General features: G+C 44.3%; 16 protein-coding genes and 4 tRNA genes. 16 read left to right on the top strand and 4 right to left on the bottom strand.

What is annotated here, in order from left to right; all coding sequences use genetic code 11:
• Window positions 1–67 precede the first annotated feature (67 nt).
• The 4 genes from AC0OMU_RS21625 to rplI all read left to right on the top strand — a co-directional run bounded on the left by AC0OMU_RS21625 (window position 68) and on the right by rplI (window position 3834).
• On the top strand, window positions 68–217 hold the full coding sequence (locus tag AC0OMU_RS21625) for a hypothetical protein (RefSeq protein WP_003226909.1): 150 nt from the start codon (window positions 68–70) through the stop codon (window positions 215–217).
• A 225-nt stretch (window positions 218–442) separates the two neighbouring features.
• On the top strand, window positions 443–1372 hold the full coding sequence (locus AC0OMU_RS21620; protein WP_063335905.1) for a YybS family protein: 930 nt from the start codon (window positions 443–445) through the stop codon (window positions 1370–1372).
• A 36-nt stretch (window positions 1373–1408) separates the two neighbouring features.
• On the top strand, window positions 1409–3388 hold the full coding sequence (gene gdpP, locus AC0OMU_RS21615) for a cyclic-di-AMP phosphodiesterase GdpP (protein ID WP_003242517.1): 1980 nt from the start codon (window positions 1409–1411) through the stop codon (window positions 3386–3388).
• Complete coding sequence (gene rplI, locus AC0OMU_RS21610) at window positions 3385–3834, top strand: 50S ribosomal protein L9 (protein ID WP_003226915.1); 450 nt, start codon at window positions 3385–3387, stop codon at window positions 3832–3834. The genes gdpP and rplI overlap by 4 nt, the downstream gene beginning before the upstream one ends.
• Window positions 3835–3871: 37 nt before the next feature.
• Here rplI and AC0OMU_RS21605 read toward each other — a convergent pair whose 3' ends face one another.
• The 3 genes from AC0OMU_RS21605 to AC0OMU_RS21595 all read right to left on the bottom strand — a co-directional run bounded on the left by AC0OMU_RS21605 (window position 3872) and on the right by AC0OMU_RS21595 (window position 7456).
• Window positions 3872–5929: an ArnT family glycosyltransferase gene (locus tag AC0OMU_RS21605; protein WP_474241555.1), complete on the bottom strand. Its 2058-nt coding sequence runs from the start codon at window positions 5927–5929 to the stop codon at window positions 3872–3874.
• Window positions 5930–6034: 105 nt separating this feature from the next.
• Window positions 6035–7243, bottom strand: a complete 1209-nt coding sequence (locus tag AC0OMU_RS21600) for a CynX/NimT family MFS transporter (RefSeq protein ID WP_003226917.1) — start codon at window positions 7241–7243, stop codon at window positions 6035–6037.
• Window positions 7244–7315: 72 nt separating this feature from the next.
• Complete coding sequence (locus tag AC0OMU_RS21595) at window positions 7316–7456, bottom strand: YycC family protein (RefSeq protein ID WP_003242786.1); 141 nt, start codon at window positions 7454–7456, stop codon at window positions 7316–7318.
• Between the two features lie 120 nt (window positions 7457–7576).
• Here AC0OMU_RS21595 and AC0OMU_RS21590 point away from each other — a divergent pair, with 120 nt between their 5' ends.
• Complete coding sequence (locus AC0OMU_RS21590; protein WP_047183492.1) at window positions 7577–7780, top strand: hypothetical protein; 204 nt, start codon at window positions 7577–7579, stop codon at window positions 7778–7780.
• A 47-nt stretch (window positions 7781–7827) separates the two neighbouring features.
• On the opposite strand, the gene AC0OMU_RS21585 is transcribed toward AC0OMU_RS21590, so the two are convergent.
• Window positions 7828–8028 carry a DUF2188 domain-containing protein gene (locus AC0OMU_RS21585; RefSeq protein WP_003226922.1) on the bottom strand — a complete coding sequence of 67 codons (201 nt, stop codon included), beginning with the start codon at window positions 8026–8028 and terminating at the stop codon, window positions 7828–7830.
• Between the two features lie 169 nt (window positions 8029–8197).
• Between AC0OMU_RS21585 and dnaB the strand changes: the two genes are divergently transcribed.
• From dnaB to walI, 11 genes are all read left to right on the top strand, one after another.
• Window positions 8198–9562 (top strand): replicative DNA helicase, encoded by a 1365-nt coding sequence (dnaB, locus tag AC0OMU_RS21580; protein ID WP_003226923.1) that lies wholly within the window; start codon window positions 8198–8200, stop codon window positions 9560–9562.
• Window positions 9563–9681: 119 nt separating this feature from the next.
• Window positions 9682–10101, top strand: coding sequence for a VOC family protein (locus AC0OMU_RS21575; protein WP_015483960.1), 420 nt, complete (start codon window positions 9682–9684; stop codon window positions 10099–10101).
• A 205-nt stretch (window positions 10102–10306) separates the two neighbouring features.
• Entirely contained in the window at window positions 10307–11599 is a 1293-nt protein-coding gene (purA, locus tag AC0OMU_RS21570) for an adenylosuccinate synthase (RefSeq protein WP_047183490.1), read from the top strand.
• 224 nt (window positions 11600–11823) lie between these two features.
• Window positions 11824–11899 (top strand) — tRNA-Lys (locus AC0OMU_RS21565).
• A gap of 9 nt (window positions 11900–11908) precedes the next feature.
• Window positions 11909–11980: transfer RNA gene (locus tag AC0OMU_RS21560), tRNA-Glu, on the top strand.
• Between the two features lie 81 nt (window positions 11981–12061).
• Window positions 12062–12138: transfer RNA gene (locus AC0OMU_RS21555), tRNA-Asp, on the top strand.
• 35 nt (window positions 12139–12173) lie between these two features.
• Window positions 12174–12246, top strand: a tRNA-Phe gene (locus AC0OMU_RS21550).
• Window positions 12247–12629: 383 nt separating this feature from the next.
• Window positions 12630–13337, top strand: coding sequence for a cell wall metabolism DNA-binding response regulator WalR (gene walR, locus AC0OMU_RS21545; protein ID WP_003244363.1), 708 nt, complete (start codon window positions 12630–12632; stop codon window positions 13335–13337).
• Between the two features lie 7 nt (window positions 13338–13344).
• A complete protein-coding gene (gene walK / locus AC0OMU_RS21540; RefSeq protein WP_009968432.1) occupies window positions 13345–15180 on the top strand; it encodes a cell wall metabolism sensor histidine kinase WalK in 1836 nt (611 codons plus the stop codon).
• Window positions 15170–16537 (top strand): WalRK two-component regulatory system regulator WalH, encoded by a 1368-nt coding sequence (gene walH / locus AC0OMU_RS21535; protein WP_474241551.1) that lies wholly within the window; start codon window positions 15170–15172, stop codon window positions 16535–16537. The genes walK and walH overlap by 11 nt, the downstream gene beginning before the upstream one ends.
• Window positions 16524–17366 carry a WalRK two-component regulatory system regulator WalI gene (gene walI, locus AC0OMU_RS21530; RefSeq protein WP_003244037.1) on the top strand — a complete coding sequence of 281 codons (843 nt, stop codon included), beginning with the start codon at window positions 16524–16526 and terminating at the stop codon, window positions 17364–17366. Before walH ends, walI begins: the two co-directional genes overlap by 14 nt.
• Window positions 17367–17378 lie beyond the last annotated feature (12 nt).

The following is a 17378-nucleotide window of genomic DNA, read 5'->3' as shown; positions in this document are numbered from 1 at the left end:
TTTGAAAAAGGGAAATTCACCTTATATAGGATACGGGTTGAGAACATGCACAAAGAGGTGAAACACAATGTGGGACATGATAAAGAACTTTTTCTTGTTTAGCAGCGGCGTTCTGCAAGCAACAACCCTTTTACTGGTGATCTTAATTTTTATGTATGTCAGAAAAACGAAAAAGAAAAACAAGGAATCTTCTGGCTTTATGGATGATAAACATTAATTGTGATGGGCATTCTTTTCAAAGAATGTCTTTTCATTTTTTATGTTTCACATGAAACATTAGCGTCATTTTACTTGCGATTTGGACTTATGTTAAAATATAAAAGTAAAATTTAGAGATGATATAAAAACATTCGGTGCAAAGTATGTTGCAGCGATGAAAAAAGAGCAGTCGTTTATGCTGCTCTTTTCTATTCGTATGTTCAGGATGATACGAGGTGACTAAGTGAAACAAACGAGAGCTTTAATGGAAGGTGCTATTTTAATCAGTCTGTTTGCGATCATCACGCTTCTGGTCGTTTATGTTCCTGTGATTGGAACAATTCTGTTATTTGCACTGCCGCTGCCAATGATCTTGTATACGATCAGACATGGATTGAAGCTAGGGATATGGATGGGCGCTGTCAGTCTTCCGGTTGTTTTTATTGTCGGGTCCTTTAACGGGCTTATTGTAGCTTTTATGTCAGCTTGCGCCGGCATTGCCATGGGACATTTTTTCAAAAGGAAAGAGCCTGGGCACGCCATTATTTCGGGCGCTCTTATTTATATGCTTAGTATTGTCTTCTATTTTGTGATAAGCATTCAGTTTTTGGGTATCAATATCATTGATGAGGCGATGACACAATACCGGCAATCTCTTGATATTGTAGAAACTGTAACGAAGCAGTCGGGCAATGCTGAACAGTTTGAAAAGCAATTAAAACTGATGGAAGAACAATTGGGTATCGTTCAATATCTTTTTCCAACAGCTATTGTGATGGTAGGAGTTATTTTTTCTTTCCTCAGTTACCTTATCGCTAAGCCGCTCTTAAGGCGATTCTCCCCCGATATTCCTAATCTAAAGCCTTTTAGAGAGTTGAAGTTTCCGCAAAGTGTTGTAGTACTGTATTTGATTATTGTCATGCTCTCATTTTTGCCTTTAGAAAAAGGCCAAATGCTGTACTCTATCGCTTTAAATGGGGAGTTTATACTCGGGTTTCTGATTTTCATCCAAGGTTTATCATTTATCTTTTTCTATTGCCATAAGAAACAATATCCAAAGGCTGCGGCTGTGATTGCTGTCATACTTGGGTTTGTGCATCCGGTCTTCATGGCAGCCATTCGCATTTTAGGCGTTTTAGATATGGGCTTTCATATAAGGAATAAGGTGAAGTGAACATGAGTTTTACTCACATGGTGGGGAGTGATAGAAATGCCAAGCTTTTATGAAAAACCGCTGTTTCGGTATCCCATCTATGCATTGATTGCTCTGTCAATTATTACAATCCTCATCAGCTTTTATTTTAACTGGATATTAGGAACCGTCGAAGTGCTGCTGCTGGCAGTTATTTTGTTTTTTATTAAGCGTGCTGATTCTCTTATTCGACAAGAGATTGATGCTTATATTTCTACGTTGTCCTACAGGTTGAAAAAAGTCGGTGAAGAGGCATTGATGGAAATGCCGATTGGAATCATGCTTTTTAATGACCAATATTATATAGAATGGGCAAATCCGTTTCTTTCCTCTTGCTTTAATGAAAGCACTTTAGTGGGGAGATCACTTTACGATACTTGTGAATCGGTAGTGCCGCTTATCAAACAAGAGGTGGAATCGGAAACGGTTACATTGAATGACCGCAAGTTTAGGGTTGTCATCAAACGGGATGAGCGTCTCTTATATTTCTTTGATGTAACAGAACAAATTCAGATTGAAAAGCTATATGAAAACGAAAGAACCGTCCTGGCATATATTTTCCTTGATAACTATGATGATGTGACACAAGGATTGGATGACCAGACGAGAAGCACGATGAACAGCCAGGTGACATCTTTGCTGAACGCTTGGGCGCAGGAGTACGGGATCTTCTTGAAAAGGACGTCTTCAGAACGCTTTATCGCTGTACTTAATGAACACATCTTAACTGAACTCGAAAATTCGAAGTTTTCGATTCTTGATGAAGTGCGGGAAAAAACCTCATTTGACGGTGTAGCGCTGACGTTAAGCGTCGGTGTCGGGGCTTCAGTCTCTTCCCTGAAAGAACTTGGCGATTTGGCGCAATCCAGCTTGGACTTAGCACTGGGACGCGGCGGAGACCAGGTAGCCATTAAGCTGCCAAACGGCAAGGTGAAGTTTTACGGCGGTAAAACAAACCCAATGGAGAAACGAACAAGGGTGCGGGCCCGCGTGATTTCTCACGCCTTAAAGGAAATCGTCACCGAAAGCAGCAATGTGATTATCATGGGGCATAAATTCCCCGACATGGATTCTATCGGCGCAGCGATCGGGATTTTAAAGGTGGCTCAGGCAAATAACAAAGATGGTTTTATCGTGATTGACCCAAATCAAATCGGATCAAGTGTGCAGCGTTTGATTGGGGAAATCAAAAAATATGAAGAACTGTGGTCAAGATTTATTACGCCTGAAGAAGCAATGGAAATTTCCAATGATGACACACTGCTTGTGATCGTTGATACACATAAGCCGTCACTCGTCATGGAGGAACGGCTGGTCAATAAAATTGAACATATCGTGGTCATCGACCATCACCGCAGAGGTGAGGAGTTTATCAGAGATCCGCTGCTCGTTTATATGGAACCATACGCTTCTTCCACAGCGGAATTGGTGACAGAGCTGCTTGAATATCAGCCGAAGCGCTTAAAAATCAATATGATTGAAGCAACAGCCCTATTAGCTGGTATAATTGTGGATACAAAGAGCTTTTCTCTCCGCACGGGCTCGCGGACTTTTGATGCGGCTTCTTATTTAAGGGCAAAAGGCGCCGACACGGTGCTGGTGCAGAAGTTCCTGAAAGAAACCGTTGATTCCTATATTAAACGGGCGAAGCTGATCCAGCATACGGTCCTCTATAAAGATAACATTGCGATTGCTTCTCTTCCTGAAAATGAAGAGGAATACTTCGATCAAGTGCTGATTGCGCAGGCTGCCGATTCGCTGCTGTCGATGAGTGAGGTTGAGGCTTCCTTTGCGGTGGCGAGACGGGATGAACAAACGGTTTGTATCAGTGCGCGGTCGCTTGGCGAGGTAAATGTTCAGATCATCATGGAGGCCCTGGAAGGCGGAGGGCATTTAACAAATGCGGCGACTCAGTTGTCCGGCATTTCAGTTTCTGAAGCGCTGGAACGGCTGAAGCACGCCATAGATGAGTATTTTGAGGGAGGCGTACAGAGATGAAGGTTATTTTCTTACAAGATGTAAAAGGAAAAGGAAAAAAAGGCGAAGTCAAAAACGTAGCAGACGGTTATGCGCATAACTTTCTAATTAAAAAAGGCCTCGCGGTTGAAGCGAACGCGTCAAACATCAGCGCGCTAAACGGACAAAAGCAGAAAGAGAAAAAAGAAGCCATTGCCGAGCTTGAGCAGGCTAAGAGCTTGAAAGAGACATTAGAAAAACTGACTGTTGAGCTTAGCGCAAAATCAGGTGAGGGCGGCCGTTTATTTGGTTCAGTGACAAGCAAGCAAATTACTGAACAGCTCCAAAAAGACCATAACATTAAAGTAGATAAGCGGAAGCTTGAACTACCGGACGGCATTCGTGCATTAGGATATACAAACGTGCCTGTGAAGCTGCATCCTGAAGTGCAGGCTGTGTTAAAGGTACATGTAAAAGAAGAAGCTTAATAGAAAAGAGGCTTGGATTCATCCAAGCCTCTTTTTTTTATTCCACGAGATAAAGAGTTTGCTGGCTTTCTCCGCCAGGTCCTCTTCGCATTCCCTGCACGCTGTTTGTGCTGCTGGAGGAACCGCTGTACTCGTCAGATGTTATTTCTTTTCCGTTTTTCTTAATCCAGGAAACAAGTTCGCTGTTGCCTGAGTTGTTTTCTGACAGAAGGAAGTATTTCACTTTGCCTTCTTTGATCAGTTTTTTCAGTTCCGACACAGTCAGAATGGGATCCGTGCCGTTAAATCCGCCCATTGCCATAACAGATTCATTTTCGTAAATGATGTATGGCGCAGCTGTTACGGTTGTCAAAGTAGCAAATAAATATTCTTCGCCGGTATTGTGTTTTCTCAGATAGGACAGGAGCCCGCTGTCGACCTCTGAAGAGAACATGTTCCCGCCGTTTGCTGAGCCTTTGAGCTGCGGGCCGGATTCAGGAAGGACGCTGTTGCCACCGTATAGAAGCGGCGTTGCTGACCAGTAAACAGGTGTGAGAAGCAGAACGCACAAGCTGATGATGGTCAGCTGCTTACTGAACGTATGGCTGCGTTTAAGCATCAGAAGTGCAAGGGTGATACCGAGTCCTACGAGTCCCAGGACATACATCCACACACTGCCGATTTGGCTTGTATAAGCACTCAGAATATACACCTGGAACACGGTTGTGATCAGAACGGCTGCCGGCAGAAGATAGCTGGACCAGTCTTGATTATTTTTGTATAAGCGGTGCATCGTATACCATCCGATACCAGAAAGCGCGGCAATCGGCGGTGCCAGCATAATCAAATAATACTGGTGGAAGAATCCTGCGATGCTGAAGAAGCCAGCCACGGGAACAAGCCAAGCCGCCCAGAATAGCGTTTCTTTCATTTTAGCAGTATGTCCGCGGCGATCACGGTACCAGCTGACGATTGCGCCCAGTAATCCGATCAATGAGAATGGAAGCATCCAGCTGATTTGGCCGGAAAGTGCTGATTGGAAAAGACGAAGCGGTCCAGGATCACCGGTGCCGAACATATTCACGCTTTTTCCGCCTCCACCGCCAGGCCCTCCATTTCCAGGTCCGTTGCCACCTGTGGGAGGTGTGCCTCCGCCTCCATTGAGAGCGCCGGTTTGTCCGTTAGGCGGCTGAGGCGCCTGTGAATGGTTTCCGAATGATTGATTTCCGTTCTGAGAAAAAGATGAACCGTTGTCATTTGGCGCTTGCATGTTGTCTTGATTCTGCATGTTCCCTCCGCCAGCAGCATTCATATCACCCTTTGCCAGGCCCGTAGTTTGCCCAAGCAGACGCTCTGTGCCGTTGTAGCCAAAGGCCAGTTCTAGCACTGAGTTGGTCTGGCTGCTTCCTACATAAGGCCGGCTTGAGGAGGAGGCTGAATCGACTGCAATCGCCCATGAGAGTGAAAGGCCTGTCAGAAGGACAAGAGACAGAAGCAGGGACCCGATTTTTTTCTTCAGAGAAACCCGGGATGCAGCCATGTAGAATAACACAAATGCAGGCAATACCATAAACGCTTGCATCATCTTCATATTAAAGGCGAGCCCAATCAGGGCAAATGCCGTCAGCAGCCAAACCAGCTTACCTTGTTTTACTGCCCTAAGCAGACAAGTTGAACCGAGCAATAAGGTAAAAACAAGCATGCTGTCAATATTGTTTGTCCGGCTGACAGCTACTGCGATAGGGGTCAGTGCCATGACAAGTGCGGCAATGCGGGCCGTTCCAACTCCAAAAGTCGGCTTAATCATTCTGTAGAGTAGAAAGACAGACCCAACTCCGGCAAGAGACTGGGGAATGATGACACTCCACGTGTGAACACCGAAAATCAGTGCGAAAATCGTTTGAATCCATAACACGACAGGAGGCTTATCCACTGTCACAAATCCAGAAGGGTCAAATGACGCATAAAAGAAATTATGGAAGCTTTGCGTCATGCTTTTTACAGCCGCCAAATAGTACTGGTTCGCTGTGTCCTCCTGCCAAATGTGATACGTATTCAAAAAAACTGCTCCCAGCAAAATAAAAATAAGGGCTGCGTCGAATCGTTTGGTTTTCATCGTTTTTCACCTCTTTATGGTGTCTAATTGTAAAAAACAAATATGAAAAACTTATGAATAAACCATAAATATTCAAAGAAAAAAGCGGAGATATTTTCCCCGCTTTTATGCTGAATTTCTTTGTTTTTCTGACTGAAAAATGTATCGATCTCGTCCGGCTCCCTGTCCGGCTGCTCCCATTACGATCAGGGCAGCAATGAGAAGCACAATCGGCATCGTCCAAGAATGCGTCTGGTCAAAGAGATAGCCGACAAAGATTGGCCCGACTGCTGCCAGCAGGTAGCCGAATGACTGAGACATGCCTGACAGCGCAGCGGCCTGTTGGGCATTTTCACTGCGGAGACCAATCAAAGTGAGCGCCAGACTAATGCTGGAGCCTTGCCCGATACCGATAATGATCATCCAGATGGCAAGCAATGTATGGCTTCCGCCCGCTAATAATCCGCAGAGGCCGATCAGATAAACTGAGGCCAGCGCCGCAACGATACCGCGCTGCTGTTTCACACGGTCAGCTAAAACTGGTGTCAGAAAAGTGGAAGGCAGACTCGCAAATTGCATGAGTGATACCATCCATCCGGCTGTTGCCGTATCAATTCCGTGTGAACGGAGAATTTCAGGAAACCAAGCGATGCTGCTGTAAAATAAAAACGATTGCAGGCCCATAAAGATGGTGACATACCATGCCATTTTGGAAGCCCAAATGGAACTGGATTGCAGCTTCATTGTCTGGTTTGCCGTATCTCGATGGCGCAGCTGAGGTATCCAGATCAACAATGCAAGCAAAGCCAGCCCGCCCCATAAGAGAAAGGCTTGTTTCCATCCGCCATTCATCTGGGTCGCTAAAGGAACGCTGACACCCGATGCTAAAGCTGCGAATATATTCATTGATGTCGTATACAGGCTGATCATGATCCCTGGCTTTTCAGGGTATTTATGTTTGATTAAGCTTGGCAAAAGCACGTTTCCAATCGCAATCCCGACTCCGATAAGTGCCGTTCCGAAAAACAAAGCGGCAGTATAGCCGGTAGAACGAGTCAAAACACCGATAAGCAGTATCACGAGACCTAGCCATAAAGTTCGCTCATTTCCGAGGCGCTGTCCAAGCTTAGGTGCAAGTGGAGAAAGAACTGCAAACGAAAGCAGCGGCAGTGCGGTCAAAAAACCGGCTGCCCCATTGGACATGTGCAGCTCTGCCCGGATAGAGCTGATGACCGGACCGACTGAAGTGATCGCGGGCCGTAAGTTAAAGGCGATAAAGATAATGCCGGTGATCAGCCAAAATGATTGGATTTTTTTATTATGTGGATGTGGCAAAGCAGTTACTCCTCTTTTCTAACATATACATGAAATTATCCCGAAACAGGTAAGCAAGTATGTGAATGAAAGCTATGATTTGTCCTCTTTTTGCAGTTCAGCCATTTTGGCAAGCAGAATATGCTGAGGCATATGCATGATCTGTTCAAGCGGCAGATTCAAGGACTCTGCAAGCTTTTGTGCAGTTTCAGCAGAAATTTGCAAAGGTCTCACAAAAGATCCCTCCTCTCTTCTGTCCATTGTACAAGAATCAGATGTGAAATGTAAGAAGATGTCACAAAGGAATAGAGCAATCGGAAAATGGCCGTTATAAAAGAGGTAAGGAGGGTTCTTATGCACGCACCGTTATCCTTATTAAAACAAATGCTGAAGGAACACCAAATAGACACTGAAAAAGCTTTCACTTTCGAAGAATATATAGCAGTGAGGCTAAAGCTTCAGGAGCTGATGGGGAAATTTGCTTCGATCGGGGAGTGGGATCTGTATCAAAAAGCGGCAGATTTGATGATGCACATAGGCATCCAATGGATGAAATAAACTGATAACCGCTAAAAAACCCTCGCTGCAGCGAAGGCTTTCATTCATTAAAATGAGTGTTCTTCTTCCACATTTTTAAACTGGTCATAAATTACAAGCTTAGACGGACTGTTTTCCTTAGCCACCTGTTTGGCCTTTTCAATAGCGGCGTCTTTAGACGTATACAAAGCTGTCGGCGCTACATTCTCCACCTCAATAAACCAGCCGTCCGCATCAACATTAGGTGTAATCGCATATTTCTTTATCATCTTTCATTCCTCCCTCATGTTTTATTGCATTTTTCCCGCCTTTTTACTGTCCGAAACGATCCAATCTGCTAACTGAAAAAAACAGGAAACAGACAATTTTTCTATTTTTTTTCTGTAGAAATGGTAGAATGGAGGTTGGAGATTTTTTAATGAGAGGACGGTGCTTAGCATGACAGACCTTCTGAATGACCGGCTTCCCCCGCAAAATATAGAAGCCGAACAAGCCGTGTTAGGCGCTATTTTTTTACAGCCGTCTGCTTTAACACTGGCTTCAGAAGTATTGATTCCAGATGATTTCTATAGAATGTCCCACCAAAAAATCTATAATGCGATGCTGGTGCTCGGTGACCGAGGTGAACCGGTTGATCTGGTGACGGTAACATCAGAGCTTGCGAACACAGACCTGCTGGAAGAAGTAGGCGGCATTTCATATTTGACAGATATCGCAAACTCGGTGCCGACAGCGGCTAACATAGAATATTACGCGAAAATCGTTGAGGAAAAATCGATTCTTCGCCGATTAATCAGAACTGCGACAACGATTGCTCAAGACGGGTATACCCGTGAGGATGAGGTCGAGGATTTACTCAGTGAAGCGGAAAAAACGATTATGGAAGTGGCACAGCGCAAAAACACGAGTGCCTTCCAAAATATTAAGGACGTCCTTGTCCAGACCTATGATAATATCGAACAGCTTCACAATCGAAAAGGTGATATCACGGGAATTCCAACAGGGTTTACGGAGCTTGACCGGATGACTGCGGGTTTCCAGCGCAACGACTTGATCATTGTGGCTGCCCGTCCGTCAGTAGGGAAAACAGCCTTTGCCCTGAACATCGCACAAAACGTGGCGACAAAGACCGATGAGAGCGTTGCAATTTTCAGTCTAGAGATGGGTGCCGAGCAGCTCGTTATGCGTATGCTTTGTGCCGAGGGAAATATCAATGCCCAGAATCTCCGTACAGGTAACCTGACCGAAGAGGATTGGGGCAAGCTGACGATGGCAATGGGAAGCCTGTCGAACAGCGGGATTTACATCGACGATACACCGGGTATTCGAGTGAGTGAAATCCGTGCCAAGTGTCGCCGCTTGAAGCAGGAAAGCGGACTGGGCATGATTTTGATCGATTACCTGCAATTGATTCAGGGAAGCGGTCGTTCAAAGGACAACCGTCAGCAGGAAGTATCTGAAATTTCCCGTGAACTGAAGTCGATTGCCAGGGAGCTGCAAGTCCCTGTTATCGCGCTTTCTCAGCTTTCCAGGGGTGTTGAGCAGCGTCAGGATAAACGTCCGATGATGTCTGATATCCGGGAATCAGGAAGTATCGAGCAGGACGCGGATATTGTCGCGTTCCTTTATCGTGATGACTACTATGACAAAGAAACTGAGAATAAAAATATTATCGAAATTATTATCGCCAAACAGCGTAACGGCCCGGTAGGAACCGTGTCTCTTGCGTTCGTAAAAGAATACAACAAATTCGTCAACCTGGAACGGCGTTTTGATGACGCAGGCGTTCCGCCCGGCGCATAAGCCCCAAGAGCAGCTCTTGGGGTTTTTTCATTCGAAAGATGGAAGAAATACCGTTCGCTCAGCGGATGAAAATTTGAAAGCGTTTTAATAAAATGGTGCGAAAAGGAGATGGTAACAATATGGGAGAACGTTTTTCGTCTTTTCACGCAGCACAAATCCGAATTGCGCGTCCTACGGGCCAGCTTGATGAGATTATTCGTTTTTACGAAGAGGGACTGTGTTTGAAACGAATAGGAGAATTTTCACAGCACAACGGGTATGACGGTGTCATGTTCGGCCTTCCTCATGCCGATTATCATTTGGAATTCACCCAGTATGAAGGGGGAAGCACTGCCCCCGTTCCCCATCCCGACAGCCTTCTTGTTTTTTATGTGCCGAATGCAGATGAACTGGCAGCGATCACTTCAAAGCTAAAACACATGGGCTATCAAGAGGTCGAATCAGAGAACCCGTACTGGAGCAATGGGGGCGTGACGATAGAGGACCCGGACGGCTGGCGGGTCGTTTTTATGAATTCAAAAGGGATATCAGGCAAGTGATTCTTTCTTATGCTAAAGGATGAAAGTTTCACAAGCTTTTTATGACAAAACAGTGAGAAAACGCTTATAAAACGAATGGAAGCGAACGAATATAGATTTACAATAATTTAATGTTCGGATTTACAATTGACTTTCTGTTTCTTCACTGATAAACTTGATTTGTTTGAATAGAATCGTTTTGAAAGGTTAACGGAGGTGCACGGACATGTCTTCAGTAGTTGTAGTAGGTACGCAATGGGGCGATGAAGGGAAAGGTAAAATTACAGATTTCCTATCAGAAAATGCAGAAGTGATCGCCCGTTATCAAGGCGGAAATAACGCAGGGCATACAATCAAGTTTGACGGAATCACATATAAGCTTCACTTAATCCCGTCTGGAATTTTCTATAAGGATAAAACGTGTGTAATCGGAAACGGAATGGTTGTAGATCCGAAAGCATTAGTCACAGAGCTTGCGTATCTTCATGAGCGCAACGTGAGTACAGATAACCTGAGAATCAGCAACAGAGCTCACGTCATTCTGCCGTATCATTTGAAATTGGATGAAGTGGAAGAAGAGCGTAAAGGGGCTAATAAGATCGGCACAACGAAAAAAGGAATCGGCCCTGCTTACATGGATAAAGCAGCCCGCATCGGAATTCGCATCGCGGATCTGTTAGACCGTGACGCGTTTGCAGAAAAGCTTGAGCGCAATCTTGAAGAAAAAAACCGTCTTCTTGAGAAAATGTACGAGACAGAAGGGTTTAAACTTGAGGATATCTTAGACGAATATTATGAGTACGGCCAGCAGATTAAAAAATATGTTTGCGATACATCTGTTGTCTTAAACGATGCTCTTGATGAAGGGCGCCGTGTATTATTTGAAGGCGCACAAGGGGTTATGCTCGATATCGACCAAGGAACATACCCGTTTGTTACGTCATCTAACCCGGTTGCCGGCGGTGTCACGATCGGTTCTGGTGTCGGCCCGACCAAAATCAAGCACGTTGTCGGTGTATCAAAAGCATATACGACTCGTGTCGGCGACGGTCCTTTCCCGACTGAGCTGAAGGATGAAATTGGCGATCAAATCCGTGAAGTCGGACGCGAATATGGAACAACAACAGGCCGCCCGCGCCGTGTCGGCTGGTTTGACAGCGTTGTTGTCCGCCACGCCCGCCGTGTGAGCGGAATTACAGATCTTTCTCTGAACTCTATTGACGTCCTAACAGGAATTAAAACGTTGAAAATCTGTGTGGCGTACCGCTACAAAGGCGAAATTATTGAAGAATTCCCAGCAAGTCTTAAAGCACTTGCTGAATGTGAGCCGGTTTATGAAGAAATGCCAGGCTGGACTGAGGATATTACAGGTGCGAAGAGCTTGAGCGAGCTTCCGGAAAATGCGCGCCATTATCTTGAGCGTGTGTCTCAGCTGACAGGCATTCCGCTTTCTATTTTCTCTGTCGGTCCAGACCGCTCACAAACAAATGTCCTTCGCAGTGTGTACCGCGCGAACTAAATAGAATATGTCTGCAAGCCCCTATATCAGGGGCTTGTTTTTTGTTTGAAAGCCGCATATAAGTTGGTCTGAGAAAAAAATATGAAAAAAAACCAAAAAAGTTATTGCCACTTCTATTTGTTCGTGATATTATAAATCTCGTTGTTACGGAAACTGCTTCAATAGAGTACAAGATGAGAACTAGATCTAAGTCGTTTGCTCTATAGAAATTCCTACATCTTTAAGAGCCATTAGCTCAGTTGGTAGAGCATCTGACTTTTAATCAGAGGGTCGAAGGTTCGAGTCCTTCATGGCTCACCATTTCGTGAAGGCCCGTTGGTCAAGCGGTTAAGACACCGCCCTTTCACGGCGGTAACACGGGTTCGAATCCCGTACGGGTCATTGATTTACTTTAGCGTTATTGCTAAATTCCTTATTTGTCTGTGAGAGCTGACACGACAGCTCTCCGGGCAATTACTGTAAGGTCCGGTAGTTCAGTTGGTTAGAATGCCTGCCTGTCACGCAGGAGGTCGCGGGTTCGAGTCCCGTCCGGACCGCCATTTTACTTTACTTAGTAGAGAAAAATAAAACATTTGGCTCGGTAGCTCAGTTGGTAGAGCAACGGACTGAAAATCCGTGTGTCGGCGGTTCGATTCCGTCCCGAGCCACTTACCAAACGCATCTGCAATCGTAGGTGCGTTTTTTCTTTTAGGAAAAAGGCAAACATGAGGAGTGTTATAATAGAAGAAAAAGGGAGAACCGGCCCTGCGGCCGGTTCAAAGAAGAAGACGTCATTGATAAAGACGCACTCCGGTGAGGGGAGGTTTCAATAAAGTTATCTTTTTTAAAAAAAGTTGACCAGCATGACAATAGATAAACAACTGGCGATAAAGGTGAAACATGTGTTTTTTTTCTAAACCTTTATTTTTTTTATCTTTTGACCTTAAACCGTTATAATAGACAAGGACCCATTCTTTACATGGGCCATAAGTGATGAAACGAATGTTATATAGATGAAATGAAGTCATTCGGCAGGAGGAAAATCAAAATGATGGATAAAAAGATCCTTGTAGTAGATGATGAAAAACCGATTGCAGATATATTGGAATTTAACTTAAGAAAAGAAGGCTATGAAGTGCACTGTGCCCACGACGGAAACGAAGCCGTTGAAATGGTAGAAGAGCTTCAGCCTGATTTAATTCTTTTAGATATTATGCTCCCGAATAAAGACGGCGTTGAAGTATGCCGCGAAGTCAGAAAGAAATACGATATGCCAATCATTATGCTGACGGCTAAGGATTCAGAAATTGACAAGGTTATCGGGCTTGAAATCGGTGCTGATGACTATGTCACAAAACCATTCAGCACACGCGAGCTCTTGGCGCGTGTAAAAGCGAACCTGCGCCGCCAGCTGACAACAGCGCCTGCGGAGGAAGAGCCTTCCTCTAACGAGATTCATATCGGCTCTCTCGTCATCTTCCCTGACGCGTACGTTGTATCAAAACGAGACGAAACAATCGAATTGACTCATCGTGAGTTCGAATTGCTTCATTATTTAGCAAAACATATCGGACAAGTGATGACCCGTGAACATTTGCTTCAAACCGTTTGGGGCTATGATTACTTCGGCGATGTCAGAACGGTTGACGTAACAGTCCGCCGGCTTCGTGAAAAAATCGAGGACAACCCGAGCCATCCAAATTGGATCGTCACACGCCGCGGTGTAGGTTATTACTTGAGAAACCCAGAACAGGACTAATGCCCATATGAATAAGGTTGGTTTTTTTCGGTCGATCCAATTTAAGATTACCTTGATTTATGTGCTTTTGATTATCATTGCCATGCAAATCATTGGTGTGTATTTTGTCAATCAGGTAGAGAAGTCGCTGATCAGCTCTTATGAACAATCGCTGAATCAGCGAATCGACAACCTTTCTTATTATATCGAACAAGAATATAAGAGCGATAACGACAGCACAGTTATAAAGGATGACGTCAGCCGTATTTTGAATGACTTCACGAAAAGTGATGAGGTTCGGGAAATTAGCTTTGTAGATAAAAGCTATGAAGTGGTCGGTTCTTCAAAGCCGTATGGTGAGGAAGTGGCTGGGAAACAAACGACCGATCTGATTTTCAAAAGAATTTTTTCTACCAAACAGTCGTATTTAAGAAAATATTATGACCCGAAAAGCAAAATCAGAGTTCTTATTTCCGCGAAGCCCGTTATGACTGAAAACCAAGAGGTTGTCGGCGCGATCTATGTTGTCGCGAGTATGGAAGATGTCTTTAATCAAATGAAGACGATCAACACGATACTGGCGTCCGGCACAGGTTTGGCACTTGTTTTGACGGCTCTTCTCGGTATTTTTCTGGCAAGAACCATTACCCATCCGCTTTCAGATATGCGAAAGCAGGCGATGGAGCTTGCGAAAGGGAATTTCTCGAGGAAGGTTAAAAAGTACGGGCATGATGAAATTGGGCAGCTGGCCACAACGTTTAACCACTTAACGAGAGAGCTTGAAGATGCCCAGGCGATGACTGAAGGAGAACGCAGAAAGCTAGCCTCTGTCATTGCCTATATGACAGACGGCGTAATCGCCACAAACCGAAATGGAGCGATTATTCTCTTAAACAGCCCGGCGCTGGAGCTGTTGAACGTTTCACGTGAAACAGCCTTGGAAATGCCGATTACGAGTTTGCTGGGGCTTCAAGAGAATTATACTTTTGAAGATTTAGTGGAGCAGCAGGATTCGATGCTGCTTGAAATTGAGCGAGATGATGAATTGACGGTGCTTCGCGTGAATTTCTCTGTGATTCAAAGGGAACATGGCAAAATTGATGGTTTAATCGCTGTCATTTACGATGTAACCGAACAAGAGAAAATGGATCAGGAACGCAGAGAATTCGTTGCGAATGTATCACATGAGCTGCGGACGCCGCTTACGACAATGCGCAGCTATTTAGAAGCGTTAGCTGAAGGCGCGTGGGAAAATAAAGACATTGCTCCGCGCTTCTTAATGGTGACGCAAAATGAAACAGAGCGTATGATCCGGCTTGTCAATGATCTGCTTCAACTGTCGAAATTTGACAGTAAAGATTATCAATTTAACCGGGAATGGATTCAGATTGTCCGGTTTATGTCGCTTATTATTGACCGTTTTGAAATGACAAAAGAGCAGCATGTGGAGTTTATCCGCAATCTGCCGGACAGAGATCTGTACGTCGAGATTGACCAGGATAAAATAACGCAGGTGCTCGATAATATTATTTCTAACGCTTTAAAATATTCACCAGAAGGCGGACATGTCACGTTCTCGATTGATGTCAATGAAGAGGAAGAACTTCTCTATATCAGCGTGAAAGATGAAGGGATCGGCATTCCGAAAAAAGATGTCGAAAAAGTCTTTGACCGCTTCTACAGGGTGGATAAAGCGAGAACGAGAAAACTTGGCGGCACCGGTCTGGGATTGGCGATTGCCAAGGAAATGGTACAGGCGCACGGCGGAGATATTTGGGCGGACAGCATAGAAGGAAAAGGCACGACGATTACATTTACTCTTCCATATAAAGAGGAACAAGAGGATGATTGGGATGAAGCGTGAAAATATAAAAACGATATTACTTACGGTACTCGTCGTCATCAGTCTTGTTTTTACATGGGGGATATGGACGTTCCAGCCAAACTTTTCTGAAGGCTCATCCTCAACAGAGTCTACTGTTCGTGTGAAACATAAAATCGAAAAAACCACCCAAAAGCTGTCTGAAACGGTAAGGCCGAGGGACATGTTTATCCATGAGGACGGCGCTCATTACAAGGTGGATGACAATGCCCTCTATGAAGAAATTTGGTCTGACTTGCCGCATTGGGATGTGAAAGGAATTAAAGATATTTCGGATCAGTATGACAAGGCTGGATTCAAAAGCTGGTTTTATGGAATAGGCGGTTCTGAAGCCAAGCTTGACTTGCAATTCAGCGATACGATTCCGATTGATATTTTCCAAACGCTGTTTAAATGGTCTAATCAGTCGTTTGAATACAGTTCGTTTGATCATATTCTGATCCCGTTCAATGAAACAAAAGCGAACAAGAAAATCTATTTGGTGTCTTACAGCAAACAGCTCATTCTTGAAGTGACGGTTGAATCGGCAAACTACCGGAACATTATGAATGACTTGAAAAACAGGCAATCAAATATGCCGGCGTTCAGTTTGTTCTCCATTGGCTCAAAGAAAGAGTTCTTGCTGCCGAACAAACCGCTTACGATGGACAAAAAAGAATTTGTCACAGAATCGATTAAAACAAATACCTTTAAGCAGGCTTTGTTTAGCGATCCGAGCATTGTAAGAGAAGATTCGAATTACAACAACAGAAATGTGCTGACAGATGGGATCAGCCGTTTAGATGTAAATCTAAGCCAGCGACAGGTGCAATTTCAGCAGCGCAATTTGGTGCAGAGCACATCCTATCAAACAGGTGAATTAATCAAAAAGAGCCAAAAATACCTTGAGGATACCGGAAGCTGGACGGATCACTATCAATTTTTCAATATCAATGACAGCCAGCAGCTGAGCTTCTATATCTTTATGGATCAGATCCCGGTCATTAACAGCACCGCCAAACCTTTCGGAGCGACATCGGCGATTACGGTGCAATGGGCGAATGATGATATTCTCAGCTATAAGCGGCCGAATTACAGTCTCGGAACGAATCCGATTAAAACAAGTGAAACAGAGCTCATGAGCGGCAGCGAAGTGAGGATGCTGCTTTCGAAACAAACCGCTTATGATACGGACAAAATTGATCAGATCTTCCTTGCTTATCAATTGGTATCAACATCAACCAACGATGATCCTCTCGTTGAACTGGAACCGGTTTGGGCGATGAAAGTAAATGGAAAAATTGTGCCGATTACAAAGGATTTATTGAGGAAGGAGGGGGCTAGCAGTGGAGTGGAATAAGACAAAATCAATCTTCATCGTTGCCTTCCTCATTTTAGATATTTTCTTAGGCTATCAGTTTTTTCAAAAATGGCAGGCTACCGGAAAAGAATATGAAGTCATTAAAAATGATGTCGAGCATGACATGAAGGCCGATCATATCACGTATGAAGGCTTGAATAAGGAAGCGACAGAAGGCTATCGGATCACGGCAAATCAAAAATCTTTCTCCAAGGAGGAAATTGAGGCGCTGAAGGATCAAAAGCCTTTGATGGACATGCCTAGTGATGATCATAAAGTAACGAGCCTGAAAATGAAGTTTGCAAATCCAATCGCCCTATCAAAGAAGGATATTGAGGACGATGCTCAGGCACTTGTTTCTTCGAAAATTCAAGATGGCGAAAAATATAAGCTTTGGAAGGTTGATAAATCGAAGAAAGAAATTATTTTCTTCCAAACGTACGAAGGTCATTATATTTACCAAAAGACCGACAATCCCTCTAATATGATCGGGCAAGTGGTGCTGCACTTAAACGGTAAAAACGAGGTTGTGTCATACGACCAGACTACGCTTGAGACCTTCAAGCAAATCCAGAAAGAAAGCTTAATTACTGAAATGGATGCGGTTGAGCTATTGTACTATCAAAATCAATTGAAAGAATACAGCACTGTGAAGAGCTGTAAATTCGGCTATGTAGCACAATATCCGCTGACAAGTACGCAGGTGCTGGCGCCGGTATGGAGAATTACGGTCGAGTACGAGAAAAAAGTGAACGGTGAGAAAAAGACAGTACAAGAGTATTTTACTGTGAATGCTTTGGAGAGTACGATTTTAGATACAGATCAATGAAAATAATGGAGT

Source organism: Bacillus sp. FAU18 (assembly GCF_056033885.1).
The sequence above is the reverse complement of the archived record's forward strand: the minus strand, read 5'-3'. Positions and strand labels throughout refer to the sequence as shown.